15 protein-coding genes are annotated in these 17761 nt (G+C 56.0%); 6 read left to right on the top strand and 9 right to left on the bottom strand.

Annotated features, from left to right (window positions below):
- Nucleotides 1-8: 8 nt before the first annotated feature.
- Nucleotides 9-398 carry a hypothetical protein gene (locus M4951_RS12445; RefSeq protein ID WP_262026799.1) on the bottom strand — a complete coding sequence of 130 codons (390 nt, stop codon included), beginning with the start codon at nucleotides 396-398 and terminating at the stop codon, nucleotides 9-11.
- 162 nt (nucleotides 399-560) lie between these two features.
- A complete protein-coding gene (locus M4951_RS12440; protein ID WP_262026798.1) occupies nucleotides 561-1583 on the bottom strand; it encodes a DUF1559 domain-containing protein in 1023 nt (340 codons plus the stop codon).
- 808 nt (nucleotides 1584-2391) lie between these two features.
- Here M4951_RS12440 and M4951_RS12435 point away from each other — a divergent pair.
- Together M4951_RS12435 and M4951_RS12430 are read left to right on the top strand one after the other, a co-directional pair.
- On the top strand, nucleotides 2392-3675 hold the full coding sequence (locus tag M4951_RS12435) for a hypothetical protein (RefSeq protein ID WP_262026797.1): 1284 nt from the start codon (nucleotides 2392-2394) through the stop codon (nucleotides 3673-3675).
- A 298-nt stretch (nucleotides 3676-3973) separates the two neighbouring features.
- The gene (locus M4951_RS12430; RefSeq protein ID WP_262026796.1) at nucleotides 3974-5590 is read left to right on the top strand and encodes an AAA family ATPase; all 1617 of its coding nucleotides are present in this window, start codon (nucleotides 3974-3976) and stop codon (nucleotides 5588-5590) included.
- Nucleotides 5591-5821: 231 nt separating this feature from the next.
- Here the strand turns inward: M4951_RS12430 and acnA are convergent, their stop codons facing one another.
- On the bottom strand, nucleotides 5822-8530 hold the full coding sequence (gene acnA / locus M4951_RS12425; RefSeq protein ID WP_262026795.1) for an aconitate hydratase AcnA: 2709 nt from the start codon (nucleotides 8528-8530) through the stop codon (nucleotides 5822-5824).
- Nucleotides 8531-8734: 204 nt separating this feature from the next.
- Between acnA and M4951_RS12420 the strand changes: the two genes are divergently transcribed.
- Nucleotides 8735-9811: an AI-2E family transporter gene (locus tag M4951_RS12420; protein ID WP_002653042.1), complete on the top strand. Its 1077-nt coding sequence runs from the start codon at nucleotides 8735-8737 to the stop codon at nucleotides 9809-9811.
- A gap of 55 nt (nucleotides 9812-9866) precedes the next feature.
- Here M4951_RS12420 and M4951_RS12415 read toward each other — a convergent pair whose 3' ends face one another.
- The gene (locus tag M4951_RS12415; protein WP_262026794.1) at nucleotides 9867-10379 is read right to left on the bottom strand and encodes a CAP domain-containing protein; all 513 of its coding nucleotides are present in this window, start codon (nucleotides 10377-10379) and stop codon (nucleotides 9867-9869) included.
- Nucleotides 10380-10713: 334 nt separating this feature from the next.
- Here M4951_RS12415 and M4951_RS12410 point away from each other — a divergent pair, with 334 nt between their 5' ends.
- The 3 genes from M4951_RS12410 to M4951_RS12400 all read left to right on the top strand — a co-directional run bounded on the left by M4951_RS12410 (nucleotide 10714) and on the right by M4951_RS12400 (nucleotide 12278).
- The gene (locus M4951_RS12410; RefSeq protein ID WP_262026793.1) at nucleotides 10714-11415 is read left to right on the top strand and encodes a DUF4105 domain-containing protein; all 702 of its coding nucleotides are present in this window, start codon (nucleotides 10714-10716) and stop codon (nucleotides 11413-11415) included.
- A 10-nt stretch (nucleotides 11416-11425) separates the two neighbouring features.
- The gene (locus M4951_RS12405; protein ID WP_262026792.1) at nucleotides 11426-11722 is read left to right on the top strand and encodes a DUF971 domain-containing protein; all 297 of its coding nucleotides are present in this window, start codon (nucleotides 11426-11428) and stop codon (nucleotides 11720-11722) included.
- Between the two features lie 151 nt (nucleotides 11723-11873).
- Entirely contained in the window at nucleotides 11874-12278 is a 405-nt protein-coding gene (locus tag M4951_RS12400) for a hypothetical protein (RefSeq protein WP_262026791.1), read from the top strand.
- A gap of 17 nt (nucleotides 12279-12295) precedes the next feature.
- On the opposite strand, the gene M4951_RS12395 is transcribed toward M4951_RS12400, so the two are convergent.
- The 5 genes from M4951_RS12395 to rimO form a co-directional block, all read right to left on the bottom strand.
- Nucleotides 12296-12748: a hypothetical protein gene (locus tag M4951_RS12395; protein WP_262026790.1), complete on the bottom strand. Its 453-nt coding sequence runs from the start codon at nucleotides 12746-12748 to the stop codon at nucleotides 12296-12298.
- A gap of 202 nt (nucleotides 12749-12950) precedes the next feature.
- Nucleotides 12951-13925, bottom strand: coding sequence for a DUF1559 domain-containing protein (locus M4951_RS12390; RefSeq protein WP_262026789.1), 975 nt, complete (start codon nucleotides 13923-13925; stop codon nucleotides 12951-12953).
- 514 nt (nucleotides 13926-14439) lie between these two features.
- Nucleotides 14440-15558, bottom strand: coding sequence for a CPBP family intramembrane glutamic endopeptidase (locus M4951_RS12385; protein WP_262026788.1), 1119 nt, complete (start codon nucleotides 15556-15558; stop codon nucleotides 14440-14442).
- Nucleotides 15559-15565: 7 nt separating this feature from the next.
- Nucleotides 15566-16180 (bottom strand): CDP-diacylglycerol--glycerol-3-phosphate 3-phosphatidyltransferase, encoded by a 615-nt coding sequence (gene pgsA, locus M4951_RS12380; protein ID WP_262026787.1) that lies wholly within the window; start codon nucleotides 16178-16180, stop codon nucleotides 15566-15568.
- Nucleotides 16181-16288: 108 nt separating this feature from the next.
- Nucleotides 16289-17701, bottom strand: coding sequence for a 30S ribosomal protein S12 methylthiotransferase RimO (rimO, locus tag M4951_RS12375; protein WP_262026786.1), 1413 nt, complete (start codon nucleotides 17699-17701; stop codon nucleotides 16289-16291).
- Between the last annotated feature and the right edge of the window lie 60 nt (nucleotides 17702-17761).

Here is a 17761-nt window from a genome sequence, read left to right as displayed (position 1 = left end):
GTCAGCGACTACGGTCTCGCGACGACAATCTCGATGCTCTTATTACCTTGGACTTCGATGACGATTCCGGAGGTTTCTGGATCCTCGAATTTGCGTGCGACGATCGACTCTAACGTAAAGTCCGTTTCGGACTTTTGCACGAACGCGCGCACAGCGATTTTGTAGGTTCCGTCGGGAACCCCTCCATCCATGTTTCCGATATTGACGCGACCATTCTCAATTTTGCCGAACGTCTCGAAATTATTCTTGGTGAAACTCACCGTGCCGGTGGGCACCGGCGCTCCATCTTCATAAGTTACCGTCGCCGTTACGGTGTTTTCGTAATTGCTCCAACAGCCTACGACCAGGGGCAACACGAAAACCGCCGCACATAATATCGCCAGATCAATACGTTTCACTTGACTCTCCCAGTTTCAGAATGCCGCCGCCGAAACAATCATTCAACGCTCGGCACATTGCGACCAACCTAACGTCGTCACGCCAGAACCGTGCAAACGGTTCTGGCGTTCGGGTTTGCCTTCACCCCAGTCCAAGTCCCAGCAGTAAGAGGGAAAGGAGAGTTACTCGGAGATGACCGTGCCGTCGCTAATGTGGCCGTACTGGCGACGCACCAGCTCTGGCGTCGTATTGGAAAGGTTGGTAACCGATCCATCTGCAAGTAGAAACTGACTGATGCCGGGGTGCCAACTGCCGAATCCAATCAAGATACTGGGGCGAACGTCAATGTCATTGGGTCCGCGTCCCATACGAGCACGCAGGTTACGAGCTACGTTGTACTCGCGTCCTGTATGGCTGTTAAACAACCAGCTTCCATCCGAATTGTCGTTGCCGCTGCAGCACTTGCCGATTTCTTTGGCCGCAACATGCTTCTCACCGACGATCGCCGTATTGCTGAGTCCATCCGTAATATTGGCGAACGAATTTCTCGAGGTTCCTTGGGCCCAACGCTCAGGGGCCGCTACCGACGACGGGCCAGGCTTGGCGACAATCAAAGCCGACTTCAGACGGTTGGCGCTCGCCGAGTCGGCCGCATCATGATGCTGCCACCACAACGAGTCGGTCAGCGTGGATGTCGAGTAAACATCCAATCCAATTGCGACAGCGGCGTAGTCGCCCAGCGGGCCCCGCGCGGCGCCGCTCGGGCGAATTGCTTCACTCGAAGAGCGGCGAGACGGGCAAGTCATATAGTTAATGTTCGCTAAGCCCTCTTTCTCCGTATCATTCAGACGATCCCAATTGGTCTCCATCTCATCGCCCATGTGCGTCGGATTCGCCGAATCTGCATTTCCGCCGTTCAGCATGTCAAACGCGGCCCGTTGCTCCATTTGTGGCAAAATCTGTACGAAAAAGCTCGCACGGCCAGAATTCAGCACCAGCGGTGGAAGTTTGCCAAACGTGTCGTGCCAGTTGTGAACGCCCAACCCCAATTGCTTCAAGTTGTTGGAGCACTGCATGCGTCGCGCCGCTTCACGCGCTTGCTGAACGGCTGGTAACAAGAGCGCGATCAACACGCCGATAATGGCGATGACAACCAACAATTCCACCAAGGTAAAACCTCGGGCGGATCGAGTAGGTGACTGCATAATTTTTCCTCAAGACGAATTACGACAATAATGACAACAACAATATATACATACAAAATTATCTTACAACCAGGAACATCAAAGTCACACGACTCACAATGATACTCATCTATGTACTTATGAATTTCTTTGCATCTCTGACGCCTAGAATCCACCAACCGATGTCGCGATTCTTTCGCCTGAAATTCAGCTGTGATGAAAACGCCAGCAATGGTCCGTCGAGCAACCCAAGGCGTGACCTGTTCGGCAATGGATTTACAACGCGAAAAAAATGGCCCACTCAACCTGAGCTTTGTGAATGATTGCCACTCAAAGCAAGGGACTGCAGTCGCGAAAGGGCTAACCAGTCTGGCTTCGACAGCTCGAACTGCAAGCAATTCATCACTTCAAGACAACAGTAAACCAGACTTTGGCTACAACACCTGACGGCGTCAACAAACCATTGATGCAAGGCAATAAACGATCACATCTGCAACAAAAAACGCAGCTGCATTCATTACAGCAAACATCGATTCCGCAGTATACAGAGGGCCCCCGATACCGTCAATAAATTTCCCATGGGTTATTTTCTATCGATACACCTTTGACTTTCTCGCTTCATTCGACGTGCGAGTACTTATACTCACCTAACATCGAATGTATGCCTTGCCGCCGCCGCTTGAGATCGCGTTGCCCTGCCTACCTGGTTGGACTATCATTCATGCGGACTCGTTCCTAGTCGATTCGACGTAGGAAAGTGCGTCATTGTCACTGCGAGACCTTGCCCATTCCCACCAACTTCTACTTCCACGCTTCGATATTTATCGCCATGTCACGAGCTAAGATTCTCTTGCTGCTAGTTTTCTGTCTTTCGGTTCGTTTGCTGATGGCCGACGAATCCAATCCAGAGCATTCTTCTGCGGAAGCAGCCAGCGGCGATCGCCTTAGCGCCCTCCCAGTCAAGGATCGGATCGAGGGCCTGTGGGACGTCACGTGGGAGCGGTTTTATTTGCCGCGAACCCACCTTTTCTATGATTATCTGTCGAGCTATGAGCCCGGTCACGAACTGGATCACTTGCCGTCATTAGATGAGATCCAGCGAGAATTTCCCAACGATTGCGGCTATGACACCGGCATGGAAGACGGCATGATTTCAGCTGGAGTCATGATGTCGCTGATCGTCGACAAATATGCGGTGACCGGCGACGAAGAGTTACGCCGCTGCGCCAAAGATGTGTTTGCCGGAATCAAACTTTCCGCGACCGCGCACGGCGTTCCCGGATTTGTCGCCAGAGCCGTCAGCGCCGACGACTTGAAGTCAATCTACCTCAGTTCTTCGCGCGACCAATACACGCATGCCGTCCACGGCATGTGGCTTTATTCTCGTAGCCCCCTTTGCAGTCCAGCAGCGCGAACGGAAATCGGCGAGATCCTCTCGGCCATCGCCGATCGCATGACGGCGACCGTGATCGAAGCGAATAACTATGATTCGCTCCGCGCTGATGGCTCTCGCGCGGTGCGCGGCAATAGCCGGATGTGGCAAGTCAAAGGGCACGAAGTCGCGCGACTGCCGATGATCTATGCGGCGGCTTGGGATGTCACCGGAAAACGTGAATACTACGACCAGTATCAAAAGTATCTGCGGCCGGCGATTGAGCAATCCCACACGATCGAAGAGCACACGCCGACCTATGCTCTGTTGCAAATGCAAGCTTCTCTCGAGTTGCTTTACGTTTTGGAGCAAGACGCCAAACTGAAAGAGGCGATCACGCAGATTTCGACCTCGATCGCCGCGCGATGCGCTGACCGCGCTCGTCATGCGAACCAAAGAGCCGAGACGCTCGATCTAACCATGCTTTGCACCGACTGGCGAACCGGCGAAGGACTTACCTCGACAGGTCGTTATCGCAAGGTTTGGTACTGCATTCGCGAAAGCGGCGAGGCGGCGTTAGCGCAGTTAATTGCCCCCAGCGAAAGTTTCCCTCCCCAACAACAAGCGTTTCTAGCCGAAGCCATCCTGCGCCTCGATAGCGAAAAAGTCTCCAGTTGCGGGATCTTCTACCTGCAAGCCGCCTATTGGAAAAACCGGCGAAATACGAAGCAAGCCGAATAAACGGCGCATGCTCTCCTCTCTTAAAATTGCCGCAAAAGTCATAACGCACGGTCTTGGTTTCGCCCATCGGAGCCCCCATAGTCGCCTTTCGCTCCGCGAAAGTAGCGCGATCCTTAAGACGCTACTTTCGCGGAGCGAAAGGCGACTATGGCTGGCCGCGCCGGGCTTTTTGCTCTGGCAAAAATTGTCTCTTGACGAAGCGCACGGAACTGGGGTCGACTACCCAATCGGTCGGTTTCGTGGCGGTTTTTCGCTGCGCGAGTTTGAAGTTTTCACTTTTCGCGAGGAGGCAATTCTTATGTCGCTCCATCAACTTCGTCGGCTGATCGCCCACTTGACCGAGAATCAAAGAACGCCGCACGTTGACTTTGAAACCCGCAATCTGACGCGGGGCGAAATCGCCGAAGCGCGTTGGCTGGCCGTGGTTTTGATGCGGCCTGATCTGTTTTCGACTTGCCCGGTGCGGCATGAATATTTTGAACATCAGTCGCATTACGACATCAGCAGCGCGATGCTGGAAATGCGGGCCCAAGGGATCCGTTGCAACGACCTGCCAGAGCTCTTCAAGCGGTTGGCGGCGGCCGGATATAACGAAGAGAGCGCGATCGAAATGCTGTGCGACGTTTTGTATTGCCGCGGCGAAATCAAAAAATTTGAAGACTACGCGGCGACCTTGCACAAACGTTTTGAGGCCCATCAGGCGGCGTTCCAATTGGCGCCGGAGAGCCAACTCGTTCGGCTCGACATCGCCGGCGGCGGCAATCCGTTTCTCGATCTGACCACCGATCAATTGATCGCGCAGCAAGAGCCGCTCGAGTGGCTGTTGCCGGGGATGTTCGTGCGACAGGAGCCGGCCGTGATCGTCGGGCCGAGCAAAAGCATGAAGTCTTCGATCGCCGTCGACTTGTGCGCGGCGCTGGCGAGCGGCGGCAAGTTTTTAGGGCAGATCGCCGTCGATCGCCCGTTTCGCGTCGGCTATGTCAGCCGTCATGACGAGCGGCAAGCGCTGGCCGATCTGGCGCGGCGCTGGAGCGAATCCAGCGAAGTTGACCCAGCCAATTTGCCGAATCTGATCTGGTCTCTGGCGGTCGCCAACCCTGCCGATTCGAAGCACTTGGAGCATCTGCGGGCGTGGATCCGCCGTCATCAACTGGAAGTGATTGTGATCGACGCGTTGCGTCTGACTTCGACCGACAAGCAGACGCAGGCAGAGCAGTTGCAACACCTGGTCAAATGCTGCGTCATGGCCGGCGCGACGCCGATCTTGTGTTGTCAGTCTCGCCAAGCGATCTCGCGCAGCGCGACTCTGGCGACCGATGTTTCGGCATGTCTCGATTTCGCGCGGCAATGGATGTTGATTCAGCGCCGCGAAAATTATTCGCCTGGCGGCGGTCTGCATCGGTTGCGTCTGACCTGCGGCGGCTGCGCCGGGCAAGGAGGAGTTTGGGGCGTCGATATCGACGAAGGAAAATTGGCGGCCCCGCAAGGAAGAAGTTGGCGCGTAACGCTCCGCGACGCCGACGCGATCGAAGCGGAAACGAAGGCCTGCGAAACGGCCGCGCATGAGGAGCGGCTGCAAGCGAAAATTCGCGCGACAATGACTAAGGTTGAGGAAACGAAAGCGACCAAATCGCGAATTCGCGATCAATGCGGCATCAACGGAACCCGCTTCGCGGCCACATGGAATCGCTTGCTGGAGTCCGGAAAAATCGGACTGGTCCGGTCCGCCGCACAAAAATCAGAACGCCGCCCCACCTACCGCTGGATTGACTATTCAACCCCGCCAGAAAAAAAGCAACGGTCCGGTCCGGTCCGCCTCTCTAAAATCGTAGGGCGGGTGAGAACACCGCAATCGATTTCACTATCGAAAAATCAACCGGACCGGTTTGCGCACCCGACCGAATCTGCCCCATAGTCGCCTTTCGCTCCCGCGAAAGTAGCGTCTTATGCGCGCTACTTTCGCGGGAGCGAAAGGCGACAATGGTGGCGTCGATTCACCCTGCCGTGGAAACTACCTCGGCAATGAGGATGGTTGTGCGGGGCGAAAAAATCGTTGCGGTCCGGTCCGGTCCGGAGGAAACAAAAACGGCCGCAAGAATTGCTGCTTGCGGCCGTTGGTTTTGAACCATGAAGTTGCTGGGGGCGATTAGCCTTTCAGCAGTTTACGCAGCACGGTCTGCAGGATGCCGCCGTTGCGGTAGTATTCCATTTCGACCGGAGTGTCGATGCGGCACTTGGCCTGGAACTCCATGACGGTTCCATCCGGCTTGGTCGTTTTGACGGCGACGTCGCCGCCGGGGAGCAAGCCGTCTTCGACCACGATATCAAACGATTCGTCACCGGTGAGGCCAAGCGTTTCCCAGGACTTGCCAGCGGGGAACTCCAACGGCAAGATCCCCATGCCAACCAGGTTGCTGCGGTGAATCCGTTCAAAGCTGGAGGTGATGACCGCTTTGACGCCCAGCATGAAGGTTCCCTTGGCGGCCCAGTCGCGGCTGCTGCCGGTGCCGTACTCTTTGCCGGCCAAGACCACCAACGGCGTGCCGTCGGCTTTGTACTTCTCGGCGGCGTCGTAGATCGACATCACTTCGTCGGTCGGCAGATAACGGGTCCAGCCCCCTTCGGTGCCGGGCGCCAGACGATTGCGGATGCGAATGTTGGCGAAAGTACCGCGATGCATCACGCGATCATTGCCGCGACGCGAACCGTAACTGTTGAAGTCGATCGGCTGGACCCCTTTTTCCATCAGGTAACGCCCGGCGGGGCCATCTTTGGCGATCGCTCCGGCAGGCGAGATATGGTCGGTCGTGACCGAATCGCCCAACAGCGCCAAGACGCGAGCCCCGGAGATCGGCTGGATCGCATCGGGCTCTTGTCCCATCGCGACCATGAACGGCGGTTCTTGGATGTAGGTGCTCTCTTCGTTCCAGTCGTACAGTTCGCCTTCGACGACGGCGATTTTGTTCCAGGTCGGATTCGACTCGAACGCCGTTTCGTATTGATTGCGGAACATCTCTGGCTTCACCGACGATTCGATCGTCGCCAACACTTCTTCCGAGGTGGGCCAGATGTCCTTCAAGAAGACGTCGTTGCCTTCGCCATCCTGGCCGAGCGGCTCGGTCACCAGGTCGATGTCAGTGCTGCCGGCGATGGCGTACGCGACCACCAACGGCGGGCTCGCCAGATAGTTGGCTTTGACCAGCGGATTGACGCGACCTTCAAAGTTGCGATTGCCGCTCAAAACGGCCGAAGCAACCAGGTTGCCGCTGGTCACTGCGGCGGCGACCGGATCAGGCAAAGGACCGCTGTTGCCGATGCAGGTGGTGCAGCCGTAGCCGACCAGACTGAAACCGAGAGTTTCCAGGTCGTCCATCAGACCCGCTTTGATCAGATAGTCAGTCACCACGCGAGAACCAGGCGCCAAGCTGGTCTTCACGTAGGAAGGAACTCGCAGCCCCTTGGCCGCGGCGTTGCGAGCGAGCAAACCGGCCGCCAACATCACCGAAGGGTTGCTGGTGTTAGTGCAGCTGGTGATCGCCGCGATGACGACGGCGCCGTGCCCGATTTCTTCCGACTTGCCGTTGTTTTTGACGGTGCCGGTGCTCCCCATTTCTTCCGCCGTCAGCGCGAAACCGCGTTGATCGACCGGCGCCTGCAACGAGCGATGGAATTCCGACTTCATGTTGGCCAGCGAAACGCGGTCTTGCGGCCGTTTCGGTCCGGCCATCGAAGGTTCGACCGTGCTGACGTCAAGCTTCAACAGCGTGGTGAACTTGGGAGTCGGCGCGTCATCGGTGCGGAAGACGCCCAGCTCTTTCGTGTAAGCTTCGACCAGCGCGACTTCATCCTCACTACGACCGGTGCGGCGCAGGTAGTTGAGCGTTTCGGCGTCGACTGGGAAAAAGCCCATGGTGGCGCCATACTCGGGCGCCATGTTGGCGATCGTGGCGCGATCGGCCAGGCTCATCTTGCTGACGCCGTCGCCGAAGAACTCGACAAACTTGCCGACAACCCCTTCCTTACGCAGGATCTGCGTGACGGTCAGCACCAGGTCGGTCGCGGTGACGCCGGGAGGAAGTTGGCCGGAGATTTCAAAACCGACGACTTCCGGAGTGAGCATGTAGATCGGTTGGCCCAGCATGACCGCTTCGGCTTCGATTCCGCCGACGCCCCAACCAACGACGCCCAGGCCGTTGATCATGGTCGTATGGCTATCGGTGCCGACCAGCGTATCAGGCACGGCGACCGGGCCTTTTGCGTCCTGACGAACGAAGACCCCTTTGGCCAGAAATTCCAAGTTCACCTGATGGACGATGCCGACATTCGGCGGAACGGCGCGGAAATTATCAAGCGCCTTTTGGCCCCAGCGGAGGAACTCGTAACGTTCGCGATTGCGTTGGAATTCGAGCTCGACATTCCGCTCAAGCGAATCAGCGCCGCCGAAGGCGTCGACCTGCACCGAGTGGTCAATCACCAGGTCGACCGGAATCAGCGGATTGATTTTGTTGGGGTCGCCGCCCAGTCGCTTCATGGCGCTGCGCATCGCGGCCAGATCAACCACGGCCGGCACGCCGGTAAAGTCTTGCAGGACGACGCGGGACGGCATGAAGGGAACTTCGCTGGGATCCGGATTGTGGGGATTCCAAGCGGCCAAACGGCGAACGTCATCTTCCGAGACAATGAATCCGTCGCACGAACGGAGAACCGCTTCGAGCAAGATACGGATCGAATAAGGAAGCGAATCTACGTCGCAAAGTCCCTGATCCTGAAGCCGGCGAATCCGGTAAATCCCCATTTCTCCCTGAGGGGCCGAAAATGTATCGCGAGCGCCAAACGGATCGAAAACCGTACCCATGCGTCAATCTCTTTCCACAAAGTTGCACAAAATGAACACGAACATGCCGTCCTCACCAAGAGAGTGATTTTACCGCAATTTATGTCCGTTGTCTGCTAGGAACCGGCCGCCGTAGCGGTTGTATCTTCCGCCCCCAGGCGGACATAATCGGTCGCAGCTTCTTACCAATCTGGCCGCCCCGTGGGCGAAAGCGCGGAATAATCGATGAATTCAGAACAGGCGACTCTACCCAAGCTGAGCGAAGAGCGATCGAACCTGCAAACAGGCGCTTTGCTAATACTAGCGGCGGTTGCGGTCTCTTTTGCCGTCGCCTATGCCCGCAGCATTTTGATTCCCTTTACGCTGGCGATCTTCTTGAACTACCTGGTCGCGCCGATCGTCGATTTTTCGATGGTTCGCCTGCGGTTTTCCAAATTTGCCGCCGTGTCGCTGGCCCTGTTGGTAGTCGGCCTGGCGCTAGTCAGCATGAGTTTCTTAGTCTTGCTGGTGATCCAAAGCATTTCAGATCCGCAAATGTTGAGACAGCTTGAATTTGATCTGCAACGCAAGCTTGATGCGATCGTGATTCAGGGATATGCGCTGGCCGATAGCTGGCTGGGAGTCCAATTTGATCGGCCTGACTCGGAATTGATCATCGCCGCGATCAAAACCAATTTAATTTCGCAAATGCCGTCGTACGCCCAGCAGTTGGGGGCATTGTTGATGAGTCTGGTCTCAAGCACCGCGCTGACGACGATTTTTGTCGGCTTTATGTTGGCCGGACGCGATCCGTACAAAGTCTCCAAAGGAATGTACGCCGAGATCGACCAGAAGATCCGCCGCTACATCGCGACCAAGTTCATGATTTCGGCCGTCACCGGAATCTTGGTCTGGGTTTGTCTGGCGATGATGGGAATGCGGTTGGCGTCGCTGTTCGGGTTGATGGCGTTCATGTTGAACTTCATCCCGTCAGTCGGCTCCATCATTGCGACGCTGCTGCCGATTCCGCTGGCGATCGTTGACTTTGACAGCGTCTGGATGATCGTGCTGGTGATCGGCGTTCCCGGCGCGATTCAAATGACGCTCGGCAATGTGATCGAACCGAAGATCATGGGAGATGGTTTGCAACTGCACCCAGTGACGATCCTGCTGAGTCTCACTTTCTGGGGCATGCTCTGGGGACCAGTCGGCATGGTGTTGGCCGTGCCGATCACGGCGACCCTGCGGATCGTGATGCTGCGATTTGAGACAACCCGCGTGATCGGCAATTTGATGGCCGGCATCTTGCCGGAGCACGAATAGCGTCAAGGGCAAGGTGCGTCGAGACGCAGCATGCCCTTGGTTTCTGGCGCCTCGCTTAGTTGCCAAAGACGCCGACCCAATAGGTCGATCCGTCTCGTGCGACGGCATAGCCGTAACCAACTTGACGAGCGCCGCTGAGCAAAATAGCGCGATGGCCAGGGCTGTTCAACCAGCCTTGGAACGTCGCTTCGATCGACTTGGCGTTCCAGAGAATGATCTCGCCTGACGGGCTTCCTTGGAAATTGTGTCGACGAGCGCGAGCGACGAAGCCGCCGTTCACATGGTGACTGAACTGACCGGTTTTGGCCATGTACCAAGCATGATCCTGGGCGGCTTTGGTTAGTTCGGGGTTCATCCGTTGCGCCGGCAAGTTGTATTGCCCGCGCACTGCGTTGGAGTGTTTCCACATCTTCACCAGGCTGGGGTGATTATGGAGAAACTTATCTTTAACTTCGGCGTCTGCATTGTCGTCAGTCGCTTGCGGTTTGACGCTAGCGTCCTCGGCATGCAGCGAAGCCGCGAGGGCAAGCAAGACTGTGAGCGCAAGAATCTTCTTCTGATCCGTCATATTGCATTCTGGGGGGGTAGGGGTGGAAGGACTCCGTTCGAAGACTCGCATTTTTGCGGTCTGGGCAAAATGGTTCAACTCTCCCAATGGGCCGTAGGGTCGCAGAAACCGATGTTGCAGTGAGTGTCGATCCGTTGCTATAACCCGCGACGAATAAAGAACTTGAGCCCAGCAGCCGCGAGCCGTGAAACCATTTCAACGCGGAAGACCGCCCTCTTTTTTTTCCACCAAAATGCTCTGCATTTGGGTTTGGGCCGCGTGTGCGCTCTTCTTTTCGGGATGTGCTTCAATAATTCCGAACAACAGCCGCAACTGGGCGCCCGATCAAACGCGGTTGCCATCCTACGAAAATGTTGGCGGGCAGATCACCATTCACAACGTTAGAAACTGTCGCTACGCGTCGTCTGATAATTATGTGATTCAGTACTACGAGAAGCAATTCAATCTCAGCGATGTGGAGTCGGTCGACTTTATCGTTGCGCCGTTTAACGATACGCCTGCGGTCGCGCATACGATGCTGAGCTTTGGCCTGGCCGGCGGCGATCAGATTGTTTCGTCGGTCGAAATCCGCAAAGAAGCAGACGAAGAGTACTCGGCCTGGAAAGGCTTTTTGAACCAGTACGAATTGATGTACGTCATCGGCGACGAACGCGACATCATCAACCTTAGCTCGAACGAATATAAGAGCGACGTCTATCTTTATCCGACAATCGCAACGCCGCAGCAGTCGCAAGCGTTGTTGATCGACGTGTTGGAAAGAGCCAACCAATTGGCCGTAAAACCCGAGTTTTACAACACCGTCACCAACAACTGCACGACCAACATCGTGCGACACGTTAACGATCTGGCGCCGGATAAAGTTCACTACAACTACAAAGTTCTGCTGACCGGCTATAGCGACTCCTACGCCTACGAGTTAGGATTGCTCGATCAAAGCGTTCCTTTTGAAGAGTTGAAGAAGCGGTCGCTCATTAGCGAGCTGGCCGAAAAATACGAATACGATCCTGACTTCTCCGCCAAAATTCGCCGGCGATGATTTTCTCACTATGACGCCTGCCGATATCCAAGCCGACCGCGCTCTCCGCACACTCAAGATCGAGTGGTCGGATGGCCAGATAGGGTCGGTCGATTTTTGGTCGCTGCGCGTCAGCTGTCGTTGTGCTCGCTGCATTAGCGAACATACCGGCGAGCGGATCTTGAACCCCGACGACGTGCCGCGCGACGTCAGCATCGACTCGATGGAACTGGTCGGCGGCTACGCGATCAAAATTCGCTGGACCGACGGCCACGACACCGGGCTCTTTACCTGGGAACATCTCCGCGAAGCGACGCTCTCCAGCTAGCATTGCCGTCCGTTTGCATTTTTTGATGCGGAATTGCGCCAAACTTCATAATTTTTGATAGTTCGGCGTTGCTGTATGACGAAAATCGCATTAGATACGGCCTACTGTGATTTTGCTGCCAGTCTCAACACTTCCGGCAAGGAGGTCGGCAATGAGCGGCGTTGCATTCGCGTTTGCGGCCATGATGGCCGCCGTTTCGGCACAGCCGAGAGACCCTGCGGTGACGGATCGAGTTGATCTTGTCGAGATCAACCACTACTACGATCCGCAGGGAAGGCTCGTGTTCGATCAGGTGATTTTCTATGAATGGTCGTCGAAGAATGCTCGCTTCGACGTCGTCGCTTGGCGTCTTCTAAAAACGCCCGCCCAAGTTCCGACACGAGATTGGAAGCGCGGCGGTTACGTCACCAGTTGGCGTGACGGAGACGTCATTCGGCAGGTCCGCTCGATCCAGCGTCGCGAGACCTGGACGCAGCACGACCCAGAACTAATTGAGCGTGATTACTTACCGCGCGAGTTACGGCGCGGTTTAACCAGGCAACTGGCCGAGCGCTGACGCAGCCTAACCTCTTCTTATTTTTTTAGATCGAAATCCTGCGTCACTTCGCCCTGCCGATCGGAAGGGATTGAAATGCGCAGCTTGCTGGTATTTGCGTCAGCGTAATGTTTGGGAGCAAGCCATTTCTCTCGACGTTTCGGGTCCTCAATCGTCGGCCCATCGGTACTGGTGTCGATAAGAACTAAGTACTCGCCGGAGAGAACGCCATCTCCGGCTGCGTAGGTGCTCATTACGTATTCTCCGTTCTGGTTGATTCGGCCGATGGCGGGACGATTGGAATCGCCGCCGATCGGGTGAAAAGTGATCTGCCCATTGGTGATCGGCTGACCATCCAGAGTAACTTTTCCATGAACCGCAGTCAGCGGATTTTCGGCGGATTCACATCCGCAAATTGTCACTGCAATCGTGAGGATCGCAAAGACGCTCGCCAGTGTCGTTCTCAATTGCAAAAGCGTAAGAAACCGCATGACGTTTTCCATTCCTTAATTTCTCTGCTAGATAATGAAGGGAAGCACGAATTGGAATCCTGGTTGTTCGCTAGGCGATACGTAGCAGCGACTTCCTACTGCGCCCTCACAGGCAAGCATCACGCCGCTTCGCAAATCACGATGAACGTGGAATCGCGAAAAGGAGGCTGAACCGAACGTCAAACAGATCCAGGCGGAACAATCAAAATTCTCCCACGGCGTTACCATCATCGCGGTCGCCGAGAAATACCCACGTGTGATAATCGATCGTATCGGGGATGAAACGGACGCTGGCGTCGGCTAGCGCCATCTGCACGCCGTTGGGGTGCCGACTCTTGTAACCGCCCATTTGGACGTAGCAAGAGCCGATGCGCGAATCACGGGACATGGGGCACGCGTCGCCGTAGATCTTCTGATAATTCGGCGGAGTGTTCGTCGAGCCGATATGCATATGCGAGGCGAAATACATATGGAACGAACTGTAGATCGGCAGCGTCTCTCCGATCAGAAACGTATTGCTCGTTCCGTCCATGCACAGCGCCAACTTGTAGGCGTCGCGACCGCCGTTGAACATGCCGGGAGCATCGACATCGAGCCGAGCCCCGCCGGTTGATTTGCAATTCACGTTCGGGCTTTGGGCGGCGATCGCACAACTGTTCATATGGATTGGGCCGACCGATGGCACATAGTTGGCGCCCATTGAATCGCCTGTCCCCGGCGTATAACCACTTTCGCGAGAATTAGGAAACAACCCGCTATCAGGATCGGACGGACAAAGCAGGCTCGAAATCAGCAAGTCATTCAAGACGCTCGGATTGTCGCCTAAATTGTTCGCCGTGTTGAAATTGATCTGGTCGTAGACGGCGTTCTGCTCGATGAACGGCATCAACGACTCGATCCAAGTGTGACAATGAGCGATATCCGTCCTTCCCGAAGCGTCGGCGGCCCCCGCAGTCACGCAGTAGGCCGCAGAGGGAAACGTACTGAAAGTGTCGTGATAGTTGTGCAGAGCCAGGGCCAATTGCTTCAGATGGTTAGCGCATTGCATCCGTCGTGCAGCTTCCCGGGCCTGCTGTACGGCCGGCAAGAGCAGAGCGATAAGCACCCCAATAATTGCGATGACAACTAATAGTTCGACCAAAGTAAAACCACGTCGTCGCGTCCTGAGAAGTTCCATGGGTAACTCTCTTTCATAATCAATGAATGCGTCGAGATGAGAAAACGATGTTGAACTCAGCTGCCAAAGAAACCTTGCTGGATTGCTGCGTTCTTAGATTCCTGCATACCTGTTGTGCAGGCAAGTTGACGGAAACGTCCCAGATTGTGTTGCAGGAGGCTTGTCTGACAAAAAATTAAACAAGCCATGTTTTACACCGCCCCCTCCAATGAAGGAAGCTAAATCAGGGTATAAGAAAACAGTATCTTTTTGTTTAGATGACAATTTTTACATAACTTCTTGCCGCCCAATATTTTGCTTCCGCCAAGAAATAGCAGAGGTACTGCTTTTTTTTCCGGGAATCGCCGTAATGGCTTCCGTACTCAGGGAGATTGAAAATGAGACTTTTTGTAACTCCCTGGGCGGCGCCAAGAGTCGATGCGCGCGGGGAAACGAGAATAAGTCGGCACTTCCAGGAATCGCTTACTAGCGGTTCAAACGCGGTCGCCAGTCGCAAGAAGTTGGTAAGCCGCGTTCAGTTAGCGATCAGCGCGGCGTCCTCGCCGAGAACAAAAACCTGAATCAGCAGCAACGCCATCGATTGGCCGTTGAGCAGAAAATGGACAACGACGCACGGCGTCAAGCGCCGCGTCCGTTGATAGAGATACCCTAGCCCCAGGGCGAGAAAAAAGAGGGGAATCGGTGCGAGACCTTGCCCCAGATGCATCAGCGCGAAGAACGACGCGCTGAGCAAAATCGGTCCGCAGATTTGCAATAAGCTTCGCTGACGCGACGCTGCCAGCGATTCATATTCGGTCGTCGGAACCACCGGCGCCGTTGTCGGCGAGTCAAACGGATTCTCTCGTCCGCCGGAAGCGGAGACGGCCGTAATGATTTCTTCTTTCGGCTCTTGTTCCGCCGCTGAATCAACCTCCGCCGTCACCAGTTCTGGCGGCGACGCATCCTCTTGCGACAGCCAACGGACTCGCCCCAACAAGACGTTGCTGATTTTCAAACGCCCGTCGACGGTATCTTGCAGCCAACCCTGAAAGAGCCCGCGAAAGAAAAACTCTTCAAACAACGGCGCTGCGACCACCGCCGCGGCCACCGATGCGACAGCCATCGGCACGCTTTTGTCTTTGATCAGCATGTCGATCAACGGGTGCTCGTACGGCTTTAAGTAGGCGAGAATTGCCTGCAGGATCAAGGTCGGCACGACCAGCATGCCGAAGGCAGCGATCCCCAACAACAAGTCGGCGAAAAACTTCTCGCCGCGGTGGCCAAACAGTTGCAGCCCATAACCGCGCACGACGATCAGCCCTGAAACCGCGAGCAGCGACAAAAGTTCGGCGCCAGAAAAGGCCAAGATCATCGCCGCTTGTTGGACTGCATCCAGCGAATCTTCTTTGATCGGCAGCTTGGCCCCGGTCACCGCCATGGCGATACCCTGAAAGCCGGCCATCAACATCAACGCAATCACGATCGTGGCCACGATATCAATCAGGCCCCAACTAATCGGTTCGCCTGTCTCTTGTCGCAAGATCGGCTCGCCCCGCAATAGCTGGCGCAGCGACCAACTCCAGCCGGAGATGCAGATCACCAGCAGCAGCGCCATCAAGCAAAGCACCGCGAATCCGAATATTATTTGTCCCATGCGAGACTCACGTGGTGGTCGATTGATCGCGAATCATCTTCGCCGCAGCAAAGATGTAAATGACGCCGGAATGAACCGTCGATGCGACCGCCAACCAGGCGGAGACGAGCGCCGTCCATTCTAGCGCCAGCGTGTAGGGACCCGCTGTCGTCTTTTGAACATACGCCAAAACAACCATCGATGCGACCGCCGCGACGCATTGCAGCACCATTTTGATCTTGCCCGGCATATTGGCCGAAAAATCGCCGCCATGCTGTTCGATAAAACTGCGGAGCACCGTCACCAGCATCTCGCGGCCGGCGATCACGACCGCCATCCAGGCCGCAATCTGCGAACCCGGCTCGGCGGCGAGAAAGATAAACGTGCCGCAGATGATGATCTTGTCGACGAAGGGATCAAAGACGCGGCCGACCTGGGTCACCTCGTTATATTTGCGGGCCCAATAGCCATCCATCCAATCGGTCGCGGCCGCAATGATAAAGACAATCGCCGCCGCGACATATTGCCCCAGCGGCAACAGCACAAAGACCGCGATGGACAAGAGAAAACGGGCCAGCGTGATCGCATTCGGCACGTTGACCACTTTGGTCGACGCCGTCGGCTTGGTGTCAGCAGCAGTCATGATGCCCATCGCCAGAGAGGAGAGTTCGGATTTAGGGCGCCATGCTCTTACGACGTCTTCGCGGTAAGAGCATGGCGCCTGAAAGCCCGCGAACTGCACTCGGCTCGACTAACGAGGCGTATCGACCGCTGCGCCAATCAAATCGTATTCGTGCGTCGCGACAATCTCGGTTGGTACGATCTGCCCGGCTGCGAGTCCTTCTCCCGAGACGAACACCACGCAATCAACGTCGGGCGCGTCATGCTTGGTTCGGCCGATCCACGCGGTCGCTTGTCCCGGCACTTGCTGATCCAGGATGACGTCCATCGTCGTACCGACCAGCGCGTCGTTGCGATCGAAGACGACATTTTGCTGCACTTCCATCAGACGATCACGACGCTCGGCGGCAACTTCTTCCGGCAATGCATCGGGCAGTTTAACCGCCGGCGTTCCTTCTTCGCGCGAGTAGGTGAAGACGCCGACGCGCTCGAATTTTTGCTCGGCGACAAAGCCGCACAGTTCGTCAAATTGCTCGTCGGTTTCGCCGGGGAAGCCGGTGATGAACGTGGTGCGAATCGCAAGATCCGGAATGAACTTCCGCATCCGTGCGATTGTGTCTTCGGTCGAGCTACGCGTCACGCGGCGCGACATGCGACGCAGCATGTTGTCATTGATATGCTGCAGCGGCATGTCGATGTAAGGGACAATCTTGTCAGCGTCGGCGATCGTTTGCAGCAGATGATCGTCAATGTACATCGGGTAGAAGTACATCAAACGGATCCAGTCGAAACCCTTTACCTCGTTCAGTTGCTTCAGCAACTGAGCCAACCGGGGTTCGCCGTACAGATCGAGCCCGTAGTAGGTGGTGTCTTGCGCGACGACGATCAATTCGCGCACGCCGTCGGCGGCCAGCTCTTCCGCTTCGCGAATCACTTCTTCCATCGGCTTGGTCGCGTGCTTGCCGCGCATCTTGGGGATCGCGCAGAAAGTGCACAGCCGATCGCAACCTTCCGAAACTTTCAGATAGGCGAAGTGCTTCGGCGTGATTCGCAGACGATGACGATCTTCGAGCGCACGAACCGGGGCAGGGCGGAAGACTTCGCGCTGCTCATCCAAGTTCCCCACCAGACGATCGGCGACCTTGGTGATCTCTTCGCGCCCAAAGACGCCGACCACTTGATCGATCTCGGGGCAATCAATCAGCAGTTGTTCTTTTTGACGTTCGGCCAGACAGCCGCAAACGACGACGCCGCGGATCTTGCCTTGACGCTTCAGCTCGAGCATCTCATGAATCGCGGCGAACGATTCGGTGCGAGCCGCTTCGATAAATCCGCAAGTGTTGACCACCACAAAATCGGCGCCAACCGGCTCCTGCACCAACGAATAACCGTCGATCTGCAGCAGACCAAGCATCCGCTCGCTGTCGACCAGGTTTTTCGGGCAGCCAAGACTGACGAAGGAATAGGAACCCTTCGACTCGCCGGACGACTTGCACGAGGTAGCGGGTGAAGCGGATTGATCGAGTATTGGTAGTTGCGTCATCGAATATCTTTGATCCAGGCTCCAGTGAGCCGATGTCGATTCGCCAGGGGCTGAAAGACG

Source organism: Blastopirellula sp. J2-11 (genome assembly GCF_024584705.1).
Classification (GTDB): Bacteria; Planctomycetota; Planctomycetia; order Pirellulales; family Pirellulaceae; genus Blastopirellula.
This window is presented reverse-complemented; position numbering and strand designations above follow the sequence as displayed.